At 35.1% G+C, this 18,641-nt stretch carries 18 protein-coding genes and 1 pseudogene; 10 read left to right on the forward strand and 9 right to left on the reverse strand.

Annotation, left to right across the window (positions count from 1 at the left end):
• Positions 1 to 193: 193 nt before the first annotated feature.
• From AMS59_RS13540 to AMS59_RS13550, 3 genes are all read right to left on the reverse strand, one after another.
• Positions 194 to 604 carry a UPF0158 family protein gene (locus AMS59_RS13540; protein ID WP_053484272.1) on the reverse strand — a complete coding sequence of 137 codons (411 nt, stop codon included), beginning with the start codon at positions 602 to 604 and terminating at the stop codon, positions 194 to 196.
• A 98-nt stretch (positions 605 to 702) separates the two neighbouring features.
• The gene (locus AMS59_RS13545; RefSeq protein ID WP_053484273.1) at positions 703 to 996 is read right to left on the reverse strand and encodes a hypothetical protein; all 294 of its coding nucleotides are present in this window, start codon (positions 994 to 996) and stop codon (positions 703 to 705) included.
• 104 nt (positions 997 to 1,100) lie between these two features.
• Positions 1,101 to 1,949: a pyridoxamine kinase gene (locus tag AMS59_RS13550; RefSeq protein ID WP_053484274.1), complete on the reverse strand. Its 849-nt coding sequence runs from the start codon at positions 1,947 to 1,949 to the stop codon at positions 1,101 to 1,103.
• A 191-nt stretch (positions 1,950 to 2,140) separates the two neighbouring features.
• Between AMS59_RS13550 and AMS59_RS13555 the strand changes: the two genes are divergently transcribed.
• The 4 genes from AMS59_RS13555 (at position 2,141) to AMS59_RS13570 (ending at position 4,513) form a co-directional block, all read left to right on the forward strand.
• Positions 2,141 to 2,692, forward strand: coding sequence for an ECF transporter S component (locus AMS59_RS13555; RefSeq protein ID WP_053484275.1), 552 nt, complete (start codon positions 2,141 to 2,143; stop codon positions 2,690 to 2,692).
• 216 nt (positions 2,693 to 2,908) lie between these two features.
• Positions 2,909 to 3,226, forward strand: coding sequence for a hypothetical protein (locus tag AMS59_RS13560; protein ID WP_053484276.1), 318 nt, complete (start codon positions 2,909 to 2,911; stop codon positions 3,224 to 3,226).
• 212 nt (positions 3,227 to 3,438) lie between these two features.
• Complete coding sequence (locus AMS59_RS13565) at positions 3,439 to 3,879, forward strand: cell wall hydrolase (RefSeq protein ID WP_053484277.1); 441 nt, start codon at positions 3,439 to 3,441, stop codon at positions 3,877 to 3,879.
• 193 nt (positions 3,880 to 4,072) lie between these two features.
• Positions 4,073 to 4,513, forward strand: a complete 441-nt coding sequence (locus AMS59_RS13570) for a cell wall hydrolase (protein WP_053484278.1) — start codon at positions 4,073 to 4,075, stop codon at positions 4,511 to 4,513.
• 239 nt (positions 4,514 to 4,752) lie between these two features.
• Here the strand turns inward: AMS59_RS13570 and AMS59_RS27020 are convergent, their stop codons facing one another.
• The 3 genes and pseudogenes from AMS59_RS27020 to AMS59_RS13585 all read right to left on the reverse strand — a co-directional run bounded on the left by AMS59_RS27020 (position 4,753) and on the right by AMS59_RS13585 (position 10,540).
• Complete coding sequence (locus tag AMS59_RS27020) at positions 4,753 to 4,944, reverse strand: LPXTG cell wall anchor domain-containing protein (RefSeq protein ID WP_369814331.1); 192 nt, start codon at positions 4,942 to 4,944, stop codon at positions 4,753 to 4,755.
• 339 nt (positions 4,945 to 5,283) lie between these two features.
• Positions 5,284 to 7,937 (reverse strand): annotated as a pseudogene (locus tag AMS59_RS27025) (SpaA isopeptide-forming pilin-related protein); the annotation flags it as partial.
• A 1,136-nt stretch (positions 7,938 to 9,073) separates the two neighbouring features.
• The gene (locus AMS59_RS13585) at positions 9,074 to 10,540 is read right to left on the reverse strand and encodes a hypothetical protein (RefSeq protein WP_053484281.1); all 1,467 of its coding nucleotides are present in this window, start codon (positions 10,538 to 10,540) and stop codon (positions 9,074 to 9,076) included.
• A 716-nt stretch (positions 10,541 to 11,256) separates the two neighbouring features.
• Here AMS59_RS13585 and AMS59_RS13590 point away from each other — a divergent pair.
• Positions 11,257 to 11,754, forward strand: coding sequence for a hypothetical protein (locus tag AMS59_RS13590; protein ID WP_053484282.1), 498 nt, complete (start codon positions 11,257 to 11,259; stop codon positions 11,752 to 11,754).
• 52 nt (positions 11,755 to 11,806) lie between these two features.
• On the opposite strand, the gene AMS59_RS26345 is transcribed toward AMS59_RS13590, so the two are convergent.
• The 3 genes from AMS59_RS26345 to AMS59_RS13600 form a co-directional block, all read right to left on the reverse strand.
• Positions 11,807 to 11,944 carry a hypothetical protein gene (locus tag AMS59_RS26345; RefSeq protein WP_234007774.1) on the reverse strand — a complete coding sequence of 46 codons (138 nt, stop codon included), beginning with the start codon at positions 11,942 to 11,944 and terminating at the stop codon, positions 11,807 to 11,809.
• Between the two features lie 68 nt (positions 11,945 to 12,012).
• Entirely contained in the window at positions 12,013 to 12,450 is a 438-nt protein-coding gene (locus AMS59_RS26350; RefSeq protein ID WP_082337507.1) for a hypothetical protein, read from the reverse strand.
• A gap of 84 nt (positions 12,451 to 12,534) precedes the next feature.
• Positions 12,535 to 12,972, reverse strand: a complete 438-nt coding sequence (locus AMS59_RS13600; protein ID WP_053484283.1) for a hypothetical protein — start codon at positions 12,970 to 12,972, stop codon at positions 12,535 to 12,537.
• A gap of 1,384 nt (positions 12,973 to 14,356) precedes the next feature.
• Between AMS59_RS13600 and AMS59_RS13610 the strand changes: the two genes are divergently transcribed.
• The 5 genes from AMS59_RS13610 (at position 14,357) to AMS59_RS24330 (ending at position 18,508) form a co-directional block, all read left to right on the forward strand.
• Positions 14,357 to 14,635, forward strand: coding sequence for a hypothetical protein (locus AMS59_RS13610; protein WP_053484285.1), 279 nt, complete (start codon positions 14,357 to 14,359; stop codon positions 14,633 to 14,635).
• A 150-nt stretch (positions 14,636 to 14,785) separates the two neighbouring features.
• Complete coding sequence (locus AMS59_RS24325) at positions 14,786 to 15,031, forward strand: restriction endonuclease (RefSeq protein ID WP_369814332.1); 246 nt, start codon at positions 14,786 to 14,788, stop codon at positions 15,029 to 15,031.
• A 474-nt stretch (positions 15,032 to 15,505) separates the two neighbouring features.
• The gene (locus AMS59_RS13615; RefSeq protein WP_053484286.1) at positions 15,506 to 16,480 is read left to right on the forward strand and encodes a BMP family protein; all 975 of its coding nucleotides are present in this window, start codon (positions 15,506 to 15,508) and stop codon (positions 16,478 to 16,480) included.
• A gap of 12 nt (positions 16,481 to 16,492) precedes the next feature.
• Positions 16,493 to 18,169 (forward strand): methyl-accepting chemotaxis protein, encoded by a 1,677-nt coding sequence (locus AMS59_RS13620; protein WP_053484287.1) that lies wholly within the window; start codon positions 16,493 to 16,495, stop codon positions 18,167 to 18,169.
• Positions 18,170 to 18,277: 108 nt separating this feature from the next.
• Positions 18,278 to 18,508 carry a restriction endonuclease gene (locus AMS59_RS24330; protein ID WP_082337508.1) on the forward strand — a complete coding sequence of 77 codons (231 nt, stop codon included), beginning with the start codon at positions 18,278 to 18,280 and terminating at the stop codon, positions 18,506 to 18,508.
• Positions 18,509 to 18,641: the final 133 nt, after the last annotated feature.

The following is an 18,641-nucleotide window of genomic DNA, read 5'->3' on the forward strand; positions in this document are numbered from 1 at the left end:
AAATGGAAGTACAAAATATCATATGCGAAAGGTAAAGTTAAGAGCACTGGGATATCTCATTCTGATTCTGCGAAATACTGAAAAATTTAATAAAAAAGATTTAATCACTATTTGGATTAAATCTTTTTTCATAATCGAGGATGCGAAAGCTGTTGATCAAGGATTAAAACCTTTCCCTACCTCACTTCATTGCTTATCTGACTTCTATTTCGGAAAGCTCTTCTAGCCACTCTGTCATTCTACTCTTAGCATAATCCTGTTCAAATTGGTACCAATGATTTTCGACGCCTAGTTCATTAATTTTTTCCTTAAACATTCGAAAAGGCTTTTTTCCGTTAAGTACGTTGATTAAATGAATCGTAATCGGATCTGATTGCTTTTTAGCAAAACTAGCCATGACATCATACATTTCAGACGATGAAACATTTGGAATCATTACTAAATCCGCAGTCACTTCCTCATCATCCCAATCAATCTCAGGCTCGCCAGTTAAAGCTTCTGGCGCATCCAAAAGAATTTCACCTGTTCGACTGTTTAACACATAAGACATTTCATCATCATTTCCATTTAAAAATACTTCCGCAAGTTCATCTAGTAGTTTCAATTTCCTCACCTCATATTAGTTCTACACGCATAGGGATAGAATGCTTAAGCTCAGTCGAAAACTGCATAAAAAAGAGCCGAAAAGATTCGATTCGGCATTTATTCATACATTCCTATGCTGAGCTCCCTACAAAATGATTCTATCGTGTCCCGCTCTTCTTTTGGCAATGCTTCGTACTCAACCAGATATTGTGCTGAAAAGTCTTCTAACTCCTTATAACTGACTTCTCTTGTCAGGACGATTCCATTGACCTCATTAGCCAACTGGTTTGCAGCTACAATATCCGTAAACGCAAAGGCCTGTTCTTCATCATCTGTGAATGTATGAAGGTCTATTTCCCCCTGGTAATAGCGCTCATCTACTTGCACTACGTAATATCTAATTGAATCCATTATACACCTCCCCAATTCATGATATTAATTATTTCCTTAATAAACTGATGAATACCCATGCAACATCGTAACATGCTCAAAGTGTGATGAAAACTCTAAGAATTCTAAAGTAACATTCGTAAAAACTTTTCAAAATTCACGCCTGCTTCGCGCGGAATTTGCTCCTTTGACGTAGCTTCAATTGAAGCGGCTAAAAACGTCTCAGCAAGCTTCATTGATTCAACTAAATCCTGCCCACGCATCATGCCACCCATAATGACGGATGCAAACAAATCACCTGTCCCTGAATAGCTCTCGCCGTTGTATTCTCGGATGCTAGAAAATGAACGCTCTGCATCGACATACATATTGCCTACATAGCGCTTGTTCGGATCTGCTGGCGGCGGATTCAAACCAGTAATAATGACGTTCGCCCCGGTCGTCTGCTGCAGCTGATGACCCGCTTCCTCTACCGCCTGAAGATAATCTGCATCGTCTTGATAGCCCTGTAGCTTCTCATACGACAAACCTGTAAGTAAGCAGCATTCTGTAATATTAGGCGTAATAATGTCTGCACACTTCACTAGCGCTTTCATCCGATCAAGCAACTCGCCTGTATACATTTTATACACCTCGCCCAAATCGCCCATTACCGGATCGACAAGAAGCGTCGTTTCGCTTGAGTGAAACACGTTTAAAAACCGAAAGATGTTATCGATTTGTTCCTCCCCTGTCACAAAGCCTGTATGAATACCATCAAAGGTCGCTCCAAGCTTGCTCCACTCATCCACAAAATAGTCCATCTTTGACGTTAAATCCTCACAATAAAAACTCGAATACCCTGTTTGCGCCGTTAAAATCGCAGTTGGTAATGGCACCGCCTGAACACCCATCACTGACAGCACAGGCATCGCAGCCGTTAACGAGCACTTCCCAAAGGATGACATATCCTGAATTACAGCAACTTTTTTCATCATACTCTCCACCTAACTAATCCTGCTTGTATTCTCTTCATCGTATCATAATTAGATAGATGCGAAAATGCACTCACGAATAGAAAAACAAACTGACCTTTAATATTTTTATCAAATTGGCACTTTTACGATAGTCAGTCCTTTGCTAAAGTTAAAATTATCGAAAAATTCATCATAGTGAGGACATACAAATGCAAAATATACAAGGTCAATCGTATACAAAATCACGCACGAAAACATTTGATTTAGTGATTACATCAATTCTTGCAGCACTTGTTTTCGTCGCAACAATGTTCATCAATATTAAACTACCATTCGGGCAAGGTGGGCTTATTCACTTAGGGACATCCATGCTTTTAATCACGTCGATTTTATTTGGTCCTAAAAAAGGGGCACTTGCAGGGGCTATCGGAATGGGCTTATTCGATATCGTAAGTGGTTGGTTAATTTGGGCGCCAACCACAATAATCTCCCGCGCATTACAAGGCGCTATCGTCGGAAAAATCGCTTGGTCTAAAGGACATAGAGGCGACGACATTCGATTAAACATTTTAGCGGCAGTTGTTTCAATGCCCGTGATGATTGCGGTCTACTATATCGGGCAAGCGATTATGTACAACAGCTGGGTTGCCCCTATGGCATCTATTCCAGGAGACGTAATCCAAAACGTTGTCGGTTTAATTATCGCAATTCCGGTATGTATCGTGATGAAAAAAACACCGTACTTCAAAAAGAATTTCTAATAAAAAACACGCCATCTTGTTGTTTTGCTGACAGCATAGATGGCGTGTTTTTTTGATTGGTGTTTCATTTAAAATTTCAAGGTGCAATAATGTAGTTTTTTTCCATACTATATCTTTAGGGCGAAAATGCCATGAGTAAAAAACAGAAGTTAAAAATCCCTCAAATTGATAAAAATTACAATTTAATTTAACCTGTATTCAAAGGGGTGGTTGGTAATGAACGGGGATGCTATCATTTGGATCGTTTTATTACTATCTATTGTAATTTGTGATTATTTAGCATCCTATTTATACAAAAATAAGAAGATCCCTTTATGGGCTTCTGCAATTGGCATGGCACTTTTAATTCCAGTAATAGTCGGTAGCTTTGTATATTTAGGGGTCAGTTATGCTAAAGCTTTTGAACCAGATAACACAAGAGAAGGAATTGCTTTTGCAGGAGGATTTATGGCGTTGATCCTTGCATTAAATGCAATTATTATGTTCGTTGTAGGAGTTATTTTAAATATTTATACGTTCGTTAAAAAGCATTAAAAAATCATGTGTTATAAAGCACATGATTTTTTTACATATAACTGCTTGTGCTTGGCATTTTCGATATAGAATGTAACATCTAAACTAAAGTGAATTGTTACCTCACTTTCAACAAAAGTATTTCGAAATGACTTTTCAATCTTTTCTGAACTAGTAATTTTGATTTTCAATAATGAAGGCTTTTTTTCATACTATATGGTGGAGGTGAAAAAATGCCAAGAGTAAAATATATAGATTCTGACATTGGCTTAGTGGCAAGGATGATGAGAGCGGAAGCGGAAGGTGAAGGAAACCAAGGAATGCTATATGTTGGCAACGTCATTGTGAATCGTGTTATAGCAGAATGTCCAGACTTTAGAGATTTAAGAACAATTAATGATGTCATTTATCAGGTACAGGGAGGAAATTATTCTTTTGAAGCTGTTCAAAAAGGGAATATGTTTTACCAAAGAGCGCGACCTAATGAAAGAAGATTAGCAAAACTGACTCTGGATTATTGGCGAGATCATCCAGCGAAATACGCACTTTGGTACTTCAATCCATACGCACCATGTCCTCCAACATGGTACGGTCAACCTTTTACTGGTCAATTTAAAAATCATTGCTTCTATGAACCAGCACCTGATACATGTGAAAGTGTTTATCAAGGATAGGTAGCCGTTTTGCGTTTTTATGCTGCGAATACAACATTTTTAGTCGCAGGTACTTCCAGCGAACAATATTCATTCTCCGTAAATAACAGTTATCGGTTGGGAAAACCTCAAAACCCTAAAAACACCTTAGGGGGGAGAAATTCGAATGAACTACTGTTGGCAATTTTTCCGTACTATATGTTGGAGGTGAAAAATGCCAAGAGCAAAATATCGAGATGCTGACGTTGATTTAATGGCAAGGATGATGAGAGCGGAAGCTGAAGGTGAAGGAAATCAAGGAATGTTATATGTTGGCAACGTCATTGTGAATCGTCTTGTAGCAAATTGTTTAGACTTTACAGATTTAAGAACAGTAGAAGATGTCATTTATCAGGTACAGGGAGGAAATTATTCTTTTGAAGCTGTTCAAAAAGGGAATTTATTTTACCAAAGAGCTCGATCTAATGAAAAAAGATTAGCAAAAATGAATCTGGATTATTGGCGAGATCATCCAGCGAAATACGCACTTTGGTACTTCAATCCATTTGCTCCATGTCCTCCAACATGGTACGGTCAACCTTTTGCTGGTCAATTTAAAAATCATTGCTTCTATGAACCAGCACCTGATACATGTGATGGTGTTTATATGGGATAAGAGCTATTTTGCGTTTTGGTGCTGCGCATACAACATTTTTAGCCGCAGGTACTTATAGCCAACAATCTTATATTCGACGTAACTCTACCAAGCTAACACTTATTTTTTTATATATTTACATTGAACGTTCTTAATTCAAAAAAGCGTTTAGAAAAACCTTTAAAAGGTTTATACTTTATACGAACCCATTATTTAGACATAATAATCCCCCTGTTCGTTCAAAACAGGGGGATTATATTTTAAATTTCTCTTCTACTACGTCGTAATAACAAGTATGCTAGCGCTACTAAAACAAGACCAAGTACTTGGTATAGGATTGTATTACTTTCTCCTGTTTGAGGTAAGCGTTTAGCTTGATTTGGAGTATTTTGATCCTTTTTGTCAACTTTTTGATTTTGAACAACTTTGTTAGTTTGCTCTTTTGATGACATTTCTACTACATTACCTTCATTTTTTGAGTCATTTGGTTTTTCACTAAGTTCCACCGGTTTTTCTGACTTCTCTTGAGTTTTTGGTTCTTCCACTACACTACTCTCATTTTTTGAGTCTTTCGGTGTTTCATTCTGTTCCACCGGTTTTTCTGGTTTCTCTTGAGTCTTCGGTTCCTCTACTACAGTACCCTCATTTTTTGGTTCATATGTTTTTTCACTCTCTACCGGTTTTACTGGTGTTGTCGGTTTTTCGCCTGGTTCCACTGGTTTTTCTGGTGTTGTCGGTTTTTCACCTGGTCCCACTGGTTTTTCTGGTGTTGTCGGTTTTTCACCTGGTCNCCCACCGGTTTTTCTGGTGTTGTCGGTTTTTCACCCGGTTCCACCGGTTTTTCTGGTGTTGTCGGTTTTTCACCTGGTCCCACTGGTTTTTCTGGTGTTGTCGGTTTTTCACCTGGTTCCACTGGTTTTATTGGAGTTATCGGTTTTTCACCTGGTTCAGCTTGATTAATTACATTTAACTGAATAAGAGATTCTTCGTCTACCCAACCAATTTCAAAATCGATTGGTTTTATATCAAGTTGGTAACCTTTTGGTGCTTTTGTTTCCACAAACGCATATTTACCCGGACGTAAGTTATCTACTTTAATTTGACCGTCCTTATCTGTTACTAATTTTATGACTACTACTTTACCCTCTTGATTAATGAGTTTGAATTCTGCATCAGGTAATACTGGACCTTGCCCATCTTTAGCATGCTTTATCAACACTACAGTTGTCTTGTTATAGGAATTTTCTACGATTATTTGAACATCTTCTTTTTGATCGTGCTCAATTGTAAATTCCGTTTTTTCATGTACAGCTTTATATCCTTTTAATGCTTTTGTTTCTACAAACGTATATTTACCCGGACGTAGGTTATCTACTTTAATCTGACCGTCTTTGTCAGTTACTATTTTTTCTACAATTACTTTGCCTTCATTGTTCATTAACGTAAATTCAACGCCCGCTAATTTTTCTTTAGTATCAGCATCTACTTTCGTTAAAACAATTGAACCTTTAGAAATTTTTGTATTTAAAATATCATAACCCTCAACTTTAGACTCATAGCCATCTACCGGTTGCTCTTTCACAGCATATTTAATTTCTTTACCGTCTATTGTGTATTGGTCTAAGTTATCGAATTGATATTTCCAACCATTTTCTGCTGTTACTGTTTTTGTAGCAATAACCGCACCGTCTTTTAGTAAATCTACTTTGATTTCTAAAGGACGATCTTGTTCACGATCGTTGCTCCAAGTTTTCGTTCCTGCAATCGAAGTTTTTTTCAAACTGTTACCAATTGGTAATTCAATACCTTCTGAAGCGCCGGCTTCTATTTTAAATGGAATTTTATTATTTTTGTCAAATGTTACATATTCAGGAGCTGATACTTCTTGTACATAGTAGTCACCAGATTTCAAGTTTGGTACTTCTACAATTCCTTTGCCATCGGTTGTATAATAATCGCCAATTTGTTGACCATCCGATGAAAAGACTTTAAATTGAACACCTGGAATGACTTGTTCTTTATGGCCATCTATATGTTTCAGTATTCTTAATGTACCTTTGGCTGGCAAAATCCCTTCAGCCCAACCAGCGGCTGAAATATTTTTCACTTGAACCACATTGTTCTCTTGTACTGACGATTGGTTGATGAGTTTGTAACTCAAATCATATTCATTCTTCAGATATTTTTCATTTAACCCTTCAGCTGTAATAGTCGTTTTATAACCTACAATAACCGATGTATTGCTTGCGGCCTCTTGATAAATCATTACATCAAATGAATTATCACTCGTAAAATGCACATATCCATACCCTTTACTTTCAAACTCTTCAGGTGTGAATCTATGATTACCTAAGTAGCCACTTGTTTGGATATAAAGACTATCTTTCTGTATTTGTTGACCGCCTTTTGAAGAATCTTTTAACTCGATATTACTATCAAGAGATTCCAGCTTTCCGTTAAAGACTAAAAACCACCGAACTTCATCAGCATTTTCTGGCATAATATCGCCTGCTTTATAGAAAAAGATTCTTGAACCATCACTAGTTGGGTGAGTAACTGTTACAGCTTGCTCACTTAAATCTGTTCCAAAGCTCGTATTAATCGTTTTTGTAATTCCATATTGTACATTTGTTCCTAATATAGAGAAATTAAAGAAGCCTGTAATATTTTCACGATCCTCTACTTTGCTATTGAACGTACATACAACTTGTCCGCTAGTCACATCACACGAACCATAATCTTCTAGATTAATAGTCGTCTTGAAACCTTTTAATTCAGGTGGTAATGTCATCGTAATTGTATCGCCCGTTTTTAATTTGATACCAGGCTTTTCACTAAATGTTACATGGACACCTGTTTGTTCACCGTATAATAAATCTGTTTTTGCAATTTTCACACTATCAAGAAAGCCTGTATTGCTTAGTTCTCGTGCTTTTCCTACTGGAGGTGTATTTGTTTGAGTTTGTTCGGATTTTACTGAGTTACTATCTTCTCCGACAGTTTTAGATTCTTCTGCAAGAGTACTTGACTTGTCTGTAGAAGCATTGGGGCTATCTGTTAGAGTGCTTGAGTTGTCTATAGGAGCACTTGGGCTGTCTGCTAGAGAGCCTGAGTTGTCTATAGAAGCACTTGGATTTTCTGTTTGAGTACTTGAATTGTCTATAGGGGCACTTGGATTTTCTAATTGTTTATCAGAAACAACACTGTTTTCTTTGTCTACTGCCCCACCACTTACACTAGCGCCTTCAGTGGCATTCGCTCCGTTTCCTTGTACTGCTGGTTCTTCTTTTGTTTCAGTTGTTGCAGGTACTCCTACATTAGCATCCGCTTCGCTCGCAAATACTGAGATCGGTGATAGTACTGTTTGTAATACGATCAGTAATAAGATTACTACTATGTTTAATTTTTTCATGTTTTTCTCCTTTCTAAATTCTGAGAGATACATATTGGTGTTTGCTGACGACTTTCATACATTCATATGTCGGAAAGGATGTCACAAACAATAAGTTGGTACCTCTATCCTTCAATTCACTTCTTGTCATAAATGAATACTTTCTAATAAATTCTTCAAAGCATAGGACAAAATGGCATGTATAGGCCCTATTTTCACCTCTCCTTTAATAATAAATCTCACTTTATAATCATTACAAAGTAGACCGCTGAACAAATACTAAATGATTCCAGACTTTTTGTCTACATAAATTTTAAAAAGTTCTCCATTTTTTTCATTTATCTTTAAATAGCAAAAAAAACAGTAAAAATTTACTCGCTATGAGTATTTTTTTACTGTTTTTTATTAACAATTTATTGGAATTCCGCTCTTGCTTAATAAACATTTTATTAAAATAGGAATTATTATTATATCGAAAAAATGTGTACCCTTGATGTTCATAACAAGTCTATTATCAGTTAGGTGACAATCTATTATCTACTATTTGCTTAAGTATAGCTGTAGTCGATTTTAATACATTCAAATAGATGGTCCTAATATTACATCCACTTAGTTTAAATCGAAACCTTGAATCCCGCTTCTTCTACAGTGAATTGTTCTTCTGCCTTGCTATACATCCCATCTGTTATGTTCCATGGAATTTTGTAATTGCCCTTATCTTCCGTTTATAATACCCTCCCGTCTTTCTTATGTATAAGATCAACTGCTGAAACTACTCGACTTAAACCATGTTCATTATTTCTTGTGAGTGTCTATTTAACATAAAAAATGGCATGCAAACCTAGTCTACACGCCATGATGAAAGTTATTTGGTTATAAACATTTTCAACATCGCTTATTATACTAGTATTTTATATCGCTATATCTTCTTCCACTTCGCATTACGCCCTAATCCTTCAGGCGCAACGATTTTTTCTAATTACAATTAAATACAGGCATTTTAAACAACAATGAGTATGTTTATTATTAAACAAACTTAACTGCTCACTATTCAAGGTATCTTCCGAATGCTCATCATGATCTTGGAATCGTACATCGTGGGATAGAATAAATGCAAAGAAAAAAGTTCATTTTAAAAACCACACATTTAACTGTGCTAAAATCACAGAAATGTGTGGTCTCGTTATTCACTATTCTTCAAATAAATCCATTGGCATGGTTTTCATAAATTCTCTCACATCTCGAATGCCAGGAAGTTCACTTTCTACAAGCTCTACCCCGATAATTTTTGCTAGTGGTTGAAGCATCGGTCTTAACTCTTTAGAGACAAATATTTTACTTGGTCTTACCTCTAAGCCTTGTAAAAATGCCCATAACATGCCTTGTGCAATCGGTGGCGTTTTAGGCATAGGGAACATTTCGTGTTCAATAACCAAATTGCTTCCTCGTTCAATAAGCATACCAGCAATCGGATAAACAGTGCGGTCCGTTTCTTCCATCTCTACGCCAAAAGGCATATAAAATAAATCATATTCTAATTGCAATGCGCTTTTAGGCTTTTTCTTATATTTTGCTTTTTCAAACATCGAAATTTCCTCGTAGCACTCATACGTTGGCTTTGCCATATTTATTTGCAAAATATAGATTTCTTGTAACTCACCATCCATTTGCACTTTAAACGTTGGATATTGATGTTCAGCTAGCTGTGGATATTCCCAACCAGCCTTCCGAGCTTCTGTAATATTAATCATCCTACTTATAACATCAATTAATAGCTCTACCTCTAAATAATTTGGTCTTTCAGAATGCGTTCCCTCCAGATAGCTACGGAATTGAATCCAGTTCTTCTTCCCTCTATATGACAGCCCACAATCTTTAATAAGCAGATAATCTGCTGTATCTAACTCTTCTCTATCAACAAAATTTACAGTTAAAGCATTTAAACCAAAGTAGAAATCGCTCGATAAATTTTTCTCATAGAGAATCTTCGCTAAGCTATTATAGCCAAGTTCCATGTCAAAAATCATTAATCCAAACTCTTCACCACCAGCTCCCATAACAGAAACAAGTACTTTGTAATCTACATCTTCAAAGTGAATGGCAACGACTTCATCATCCTTTAAATATTGCCATGGCTTTAATTTTTTCAGCTCATTAGTAAGCTCCAATAAAGTAAGATAATCTGGCTCTAGGCTTTCAAGAAAACTATTTGCCTCTTCATCCTCCCGTATCAGTTCATTAATTTCCTCCAAATCAATGTTGTCCATTTTACCTGTATGAATATTACCAGCTCCAGCAATACATAAAGGAGTTTCCGAGTTACTCGGTAATTCCTCATAGCTCTCTAATCGAATCGTAAATGATTCACTATTATCAATCACATGCGCAATGGCTTCATCACCAGATTTGCGAAGCCATTCATCGACCAACTCTTCATCCGTATCTAAGTCCGTGTCATTTTTAGGCAAAAAACAAATCTTTTTTTTAGATACTCGTCCATCTTTTTTAACAATTTCAAAATCAAAATAGTCCGAAACATCCAAATCAAAAATTAGTAATATAATTTCATCTAGCATAGAAAAACTACTGTTCTTCGGTAACAATAACTTTCGATAAATCTCCGGTTTTTTCTTACTTTCAATATGCAACTGTATCATTATTTACCCTCCGTCTTCTATTTGTTAAAGCGATGCTGATGAGCTACGGCTTAAACTAAATTTACCACAAGTGCAAAAATCACTTGCTTCATCTCTTCATTAATTATTTCTACTTTGTAGCTATTCTCAAAGTGAACCACTCTCTATTCACTTTACTAACAACCTGTCTGTTGTGCAATACTTTAAAATCTATTCCTCAGCGATTGTTACATACATCAATACTTGCCGTGTTATTTGTGCAGAACACCCTAAGTGTTGCTCCAGTAGTTTCTTTTGTAATTAAGAGGGTTCATATTTAGATATGGTTGTGATACTTTTATTTTTTCTCAAAGTTTGTACAATAAATTTGTTCTCACCATCGTTAATGCCTTTATCTAACGTTAACCGATTAACTTGGTTATTATGACGGATTTGTTTGTCATATCTTTGAGATTCAAAATACAAAACATGGGAAAAATAACTAAGTTATTGAATTTTTCTAACGTGGATTTTGCAATCCAAGTGATTTATCGAACTTCCAAAAGATCAGTAAAAAAGGACAATCGGGAATCCTGTGCTGCCAATTAAACCTATTAAAAATTGATATTCATCTCCCATCATATCCTCTCCTTTCTCCTTTTTACTATATAAAGGGAAAAAAGCAGTCTTTTAACAACCTAATTAATACAAATTTTGATATACTTTAATTAACAAAAAAGGGAAATAAGGTGGGAAATATGCGTAAACGCAATATTTTTATAACAGTTGTTCTTATTACGTCCATTGCCTTAATGGGGCTAGATGTATATGAAAATAAAAAACAAGAAGCCATTGCTAAAACTGAATCTGAAAGAATTTATACAGTATCAGACATTTTAAAAGATGCAGATTTCAATGAAAAACCAACTTTAAACATCCGTGCAGTTGTATCAACGCTACTAGAGCCTCATCCTATAATAAATGTCGAGAACGAAGAACAGCAAAAACGAATAATGGATGCAATAAACAACTTGCAATTAAAAAAAACAAACGATGCCACTCCGTTAAAAGATGTTGATTATCTTATCAACATAAAATTGAATAAAGAATATGCGTTACACGTATTTGAAAAGAAAAAACAAATACAGTTGCTAGACTTAAATAACGACTCAACTGAAATAGATGATGAATATCTTTATTACTACACGATTCTAAACGGTGATGAATTTTTCGATGCTTTAAAGGACATTCAATAACAAAAAAACCTGCTGTTATAAGCAGGTTTTTAATTTGTACAAATTATTTATTTTACTTAATAGCCGTTACAGAATCAACGACTGACAAAACAGTACTTTTCGATGCCAAATTGTAGGCTTCTTTGCGAGTCATCGTTACTGTGACAGATTTAAACCCACCATTATCAGCCTTATTAACAATAGCGCTCATATTAGCAGAGCCCGTATTCGCTCCTTTTGCAAGTTCATCTTTCACGGAAGTCTCTGGCCAAACCTTTGCTATACGATTTGCAACCGTTGTAGCATTTGTTCACCAAAGACGTCCCCTAAAGCCCCAGCCATATTTGTGCCCGACATAGCTTTTGCCATATCATCCACTGAGGTATTAGTTCCTAAATATTTTTTAGCATAAGCCATTGCAGTATCCAACTTGAGTAAGTCTGCTAGTGATATAGTGACTGATACTGAAACAGGGAAGTTTTGATGGTATGCTCCTGCATATAGGCTTCGAGCCTTAACAGCCACGTCGTAGCATGTTTTAAGTGATTTTGTACACTCACTTAATGTATTACCATGTAGTAAAGAAATTGTGATTGCTCGTTGGTGTTTAGTATTGATACGAGCATTTTTGACATCACCGATAGTTAACTTATCGTAGATAGCGTATCCATTCTTTGCGTAATCAAAACCAGTTACATCTTCTTTCCAAATTGCCATGTAAATCTCTCCTTAAAATGAATTATTTTTTTTGAAAGCAAGTTGTCGTTGCCTTCTATTCTGTAAAGGGAGATTTACTACCGTTTAACAACCTTCTTCTAAAATAATTTTTTTATTTTTTTTTGTAAAAAGTACCTTCACTATATAAAGAATGCCTGTTAATACTAGTAAAACAATCCACTGCACGATTGCGATGTATATAATCATTAAAAAATCTGCGTGTACTACCAAAGTTTCACCGGGAGGCTTTTCTTTAGTAGGGTCTATAATCAAAACAAAGGAAACAATAAAAGACAAAAAGAGAGCTACATAAGCCCAAAGCATATGGTACTCAAATTTAAGTTTGAATTTACTAAACCAAAGGACAATATTAATAAATGCAATAATTAAAGGGAAAATCACAAGGTTAAAAAGTGGTGGATTAATGGTGTTTTTAAGGATTAGTTCATAAATGATTGGAACTAAACAAATAACAATAATATTTGTAGTTGCTACAATGAACGAATTTTTGTGTTTATACATTTTCTCACTCCTTTTACTTTTTTTGTTTTCATACTACTTAAACGACAAAAGAGTTATAAAGGTTTTCTCCTACAGGGACAACAGTAATCTTTGCACAAGGTGAAGGTCTGCTCATATACCCATCTATTTAAAGACCTATTTCACGCAACTTTTTGTTAAAGCTTTAAATAACGAGAAACATTGGACTTATGAATGCCTAATTTATCAGCTATTTCGTGTGTTTGCAATTGGTGTAGTAATGGCTTTATTAGGTATGCCTTATTTATTGGGAAATTAACAAATGAATTTTTAAAGTATCCTTTATAGCACCGTCTGCTCCTGTTGGATATTTTAAAACTTTAATAGATCGTGATATGGTAAAGAAAAAATTAAGAAGAAGGACAGCAAAAATAGCATATGTTAACAAACATTTGAAAGAGTTTAATCCAACTGAGAAAAGAGCAGAGAAGTAGGTAAATCCATCTTTTCTATAGATTAAAGATATTTTTTCGAGGAGGAATTTGACTATGAAATGGAGTAATTTTCATGAAAAATCATATCTATTTTTGGGTTTTGTATTATTGATCTTTAGTATTCTAGACATGTTTATTAAGCAATCTATAGTAAGTTACTTGTTTACTCTATCTTTTTATTCCTTCACCTATTTTGTTCTCTTTGAAGAAAGTAAGTCTGATGATGAAAGAATGAAGGTACTGCAAAATAAGGCCGCATATCATACGGTCCTTATCTTATTTTTGTCGATTTTCATCCTATATCTCATATCACAGCTCACTACTATAAAAATTGATTATTTATTTACTATCTATTCCATTTTGGTTATTAGTTATACGATGAACCTATTAATTCTTTCAAAGAAAAATTAATCCCAACAATAAAAGTATCGATGCCTTTTGAATTGGAAATATGAGACAGTTTGTCATATTTAATAGCATCTTACCTCGAAAATTAAATTGGAAATACCCCTCTCCATTCTCCACCTAATCGCACACTTCAATACCTGCTGCATTTATGTGCAAAACACCCTAATGTAAATTCATATTTTAGAAAGTAGAGTTTATTTTTCTGACTTTTATCAAGTTTTGTTTAATTTTCAACAAAACTTGATTTTGAAACCTTTATGGATAATGGTATGGTACTACTTAAGAGAGGGATTTTTGATTTCAAGTTAAATTTAGCATTGATTAGTGTATGGATTGATAAAATTTCTTTCCAAATCCATGGGCGAATAGCATGTTTAGAGACTGCTAATTTAGTTGTGATTTTTATTTATTTTTGAGGGGTACAATATTTACCTATCATAAGTACTCTTAATATTTTCCTGTTTTACCCCTGATAGAAGGATTATCAAAATGATTTAGAAGAAATTAGGAGGTATAGAGTAGAGATGAAAAAATCATATAAAATTGTTGTTGCTATTCTATTTAGTATTATTGCCTTTACTTTAATTACATTTTTAGGAACCATTGCTATTATGTTATTTAAAGTAGAATCTTTTAGTTTTCAACCTACGATTTTTGGTCAGGAACTTGTTTATGTTCATATACAAGATAATGTATTTAAAGCAAACGTACCATGGACAGGTGTAATTATAGTTGGTCTTTTAGGTGGAAGTATTCAACTTCTTTTTAATAAATTTAGTAAGTCAGATAAACAGGTGTATTAATGAACCCTAATATCTAGTTTTCATTTGTAAAGCAAATGCTTCAGAGAATTTTGATAAAAAAATCAAAATTAATTAAATATCAATTTAATTAGTTTTGGAGCTGAATTTATGAGTAAAAGAAAAAAAGAAGACGTCCTATGATTAGATAAAATCTACTTACAAGAAAAACGTTGGGCCAATCCAGTTTCAAGACCCGATATCCAAGCATTTGTAGGAAGTTTGGTAGCCTTCAAAGAAAACAAAGGGATTTTCATCACTACCTCTCGTTTTACAAAAGAAGCAATTGAATATTCCGAGAGTATTGATAGATCATTAATTTTAATTGATGGGATGAAACTTACTGAGTTAATGTTTTTATACAATGTAGGTGTATCGAACGTTCAATCTGTACAATAAAGCGTATGGATTTAGAAGGTTTATAACCCAAAAGAAAATGCAGCGAGCTTCATTCTAAGATTGCTGCATTTTTCCTTATGGACTTTTCTTCTACCCAGGTATATGACAGCGGTATCTTCGTTATCAATGATGTGTCTTCAGTATTTGAAGCAAAATTCTCTACTATCTCTTGAATGGAAGATAATTTCATATCTGCTCCCATGACCCCGATCATCTCGCCTTTGTTGCGTCACTGTCATTAAGCTAGTTTTCCTTCATCCTCCCTGTGCGTTAAAAACCAATAGCGATTGCTGGTGAATATGGACGAATTTGAGTGAAACAAAAATTTCCAGTGTGAAAATAATTTAATACTGTTATAAATCAAAAATAGTTATTAAGCACATTATCCCAAATTAATATATACTTAATTAGGTAAATATGTATTTTCAGGTGCAATTGTATAGGAAAAAATAAGTATGAATGAGGTTGCGATTTATGAAAAAGAGTTTATTCGCCTTAATTATAACAGCAGGACTATTAGCATCTTGTGGGAACAACACGGCGCAAAATGAAGATTCAAGTGAATTACGTGTGGAAGATAGATTTAAAGTTGGGATTATGTTGCCAGACGTTGGACTCGGTGATCAGTCATTTGGAGATTTAGCAGTTGCAGGTCTAGTCAAGGCACGCGATGAGCTTGGGATCGTGTTTGATTACCGTGAGCTTGGCAGTGAGCCGAACTATGAAAAAGGAATTAAGGAGTTAGTGGAAGAGGGTAATGATCTAGTAATTGCAGTAGGTTACTCACTACAAGAGGATTTGGAAAAGGTTGCAAAGGCAAATCCAGAACAACAATTCGTTCTAGTTGATTCAGAATCAGACGTTGAAAATATTCACTCTATTACGTTTAAAGAAAATGAAGGTAGCTATTTGGCAGGTGCATTAGCCGCAATGACGTCAAAAACAGGAAAAGTAGGTTTTCTAGGTGGAATGGTGGACCCAATAATCGAAAAGTTTGAGAAAGGTTTTGCTGAAGGAGCAAAGGCAACCAATCCCAATATTGAAGTGATTGTGACTTATGCAGATACATTTTCAGATGATAAGGTTGGAAAAGCCATGGCTGCTGACATGATTACTCAAGGAGCAGATGTCCTTTACGCAGCTGCGGGATATACAGGTGTTGGCCTATTGCAACAAGCGCAAGATAGTGGCGTTTTAGCAATTGGGGTTGATACAGATCAATATACATATGCAGAAAAAGCAGTCGTATCTTCTATGTTAAAAAATATTGATGTAGCCGTTTATGAATTTATAGAAAATTATACGAAAGAGAAACCAACCGGAAAGCAGCATATCGCTTTAGGTATGAAAGAAAAAGCAATGAAACTTGCACCTGTGCGCGTGATTGATCATGCAACCAGAATTGAAGATGAACTAAACAAACTATCGCAGCAACAATTTGGCCAATAAGGAGTTAAGAAAATGTCATTAACTAAAAAAATATTATTCAACTCGTTTACGCTTATTGCGGTTTCGATTGCTCTTATAGCCATTGTCATAATGGCGATGATACGCATCCAATCATCGAACAAAGATATTTTACCAAAAATTATCAATATTCAAGTGATTGAATCCGAGTTAAAAAATACACAAAATGAGCTAAGTAGCTATGCAACAGCCATTGGTGTCGCACAACCACAGAGTGTGACAGATAAACAACTAGAATCATTGAAAAAATTAGAAGGTACGATTAACGATAAATTAGCAATTATCCAACCTTTGCTACATAACAAAGAGAGTGAAGAAATCTTCACTAAAATGCAAGGAAAATTTACAGACTTTTTAACTGCAGCCAATCAAGCAGTAACCAATAAAAACGTTACAGATGTCCGTACACAAGGATTACGTATTGTAGGCATTTTAAATGATGTGCATGTGCTAGGTTTGTATGCCAATGAACATTACCAAGATATACAAAAAGATGTAGCACAGCAAATTACATTTGTTATTACAACTTCATTAGTTGGCATTATTCTGCTCGTTTTATTTGGAAGTGTCTTTACAGTGTTAATTATTAGAAATATTACGAAACCACTTCGTAAACTGGCCCATAATGCCAATGAAATTGCGTCTGGAAATCTTATGGTGGAGCCTATTCATTATAAATCGAATGATGAAGTTGGTGTGTTAAATCGTTCATTTGATACGATGACGAACCAATTAAAACAGTTGCTATATGCGATTCGTGACGTGAGTGGACACATAGATACATTTACAAATGATTTAGATCGTGAAAATAAACTATTCGCTGAAATCAGTGAACACGTCGCAGGTGCCACAGAAAAAATTTCGAGTGATTCCCTATCCGTTTCAAATTCACTCCATCATACTGTGCAACTTGTCGAGACAATGGATACCGATTTCAATCAAAACGTACAGCGCTCAACAGTTTCTGTTGATCATGGTAAGCTGGCTGTTGGTGCGATTGATAAAGGAAAAGAAGTCATTTCCGCTCAACAAGAAATGATCGAAGAAAATATTAAAACGGTAAAAGTCATTCATGATGTAGCAAATACCTTTATGGAACATACGGCACGAATCGAAGAAATGGCTGGAGTTGTTGCCAATATTTCAGCGCAGACGAATTTACTGGCGCTCAATGCTTCTATTGAAGCAGCTCGTGCCGGTGATCATGGCAAAGGCTTTGCAGTAGTAGCTGAAGAAGTACGTAATTTATCCGAAGCTACAGGCAAATCAACAGAGAAAATTTTCGGAATTGTTGGTGCCATCCAAACAGGCGTACAAAATATGTCTAATTCAGTACGCCAAGGTGTTGAAATAGCAGAAAAACAAAAAACGTCAATGTATGAAACAACTTCAGCATTTGAAAGCATTGAAACGGAAGTTCGAAGCATCATGAGTGAGCTTCAAGAAGTAGCCCAAGGTATGAAGCATTCAAAAGGATTAGGTGAACAAGTCCTTGAACATGTAGAAACTGTAAATCACATGCTAGAAGAAAATGTGGCAGGTACAGAGGAAATAACCGCTTCAACAAATGAACAAACGCATGCTATTCAAATAGTTGTCGAGAAAATTACCGCATTACGTCAGCTATCAGATGACTTAAATAATAGAGTGAAACAATTTAAAATAATCTAATAGAGATGACCTCGGCTATTGTCTGAGGTCATTTAAATTTGGATGGATACTCAAAACTTTTGTAGCTTTTGGTATAAAGTTTGATTTTAATGAGAGGTTGGAACAAAACTGGTCAAAACCTTAAAAAGCGCGAGAAATCAAAACAAAGGGATTATTATCACTAAATCTCGTTTTACAAAAGAAGCAATTGAATATTCCAAGAGTATTGATAAATCATTAATTTTTATTGATGGAATGAAACTTACTGAGTTAATGTTTTTATACAATGTAGGTGTGTCGAATGTTCAAACTTTTACAATAAAGCGTATGGATTTAGACTTTTTTGAAAAAGGTTTATAACAAGAAAATGCAGCGAGCTTCATTCGAAGATTGCTGCATTTTTTTGGGTATAACAATATTTACTCAAACTTCGCACCAATATAAATCGGCTTAATCATTGAGCTTGTTTGGTTCTTTACAATTTCAATAGGAT

The organism is Lysinibacillus sp. FJAT-14745 (assembly GCF_001275675.1).
In the GTDB taxonomy this organism is placed as follows: domain Bacteria; phylum Bacillota; class Bacilli; order Bacillales_A; family Planococcaceae; genus Lysinibacillus.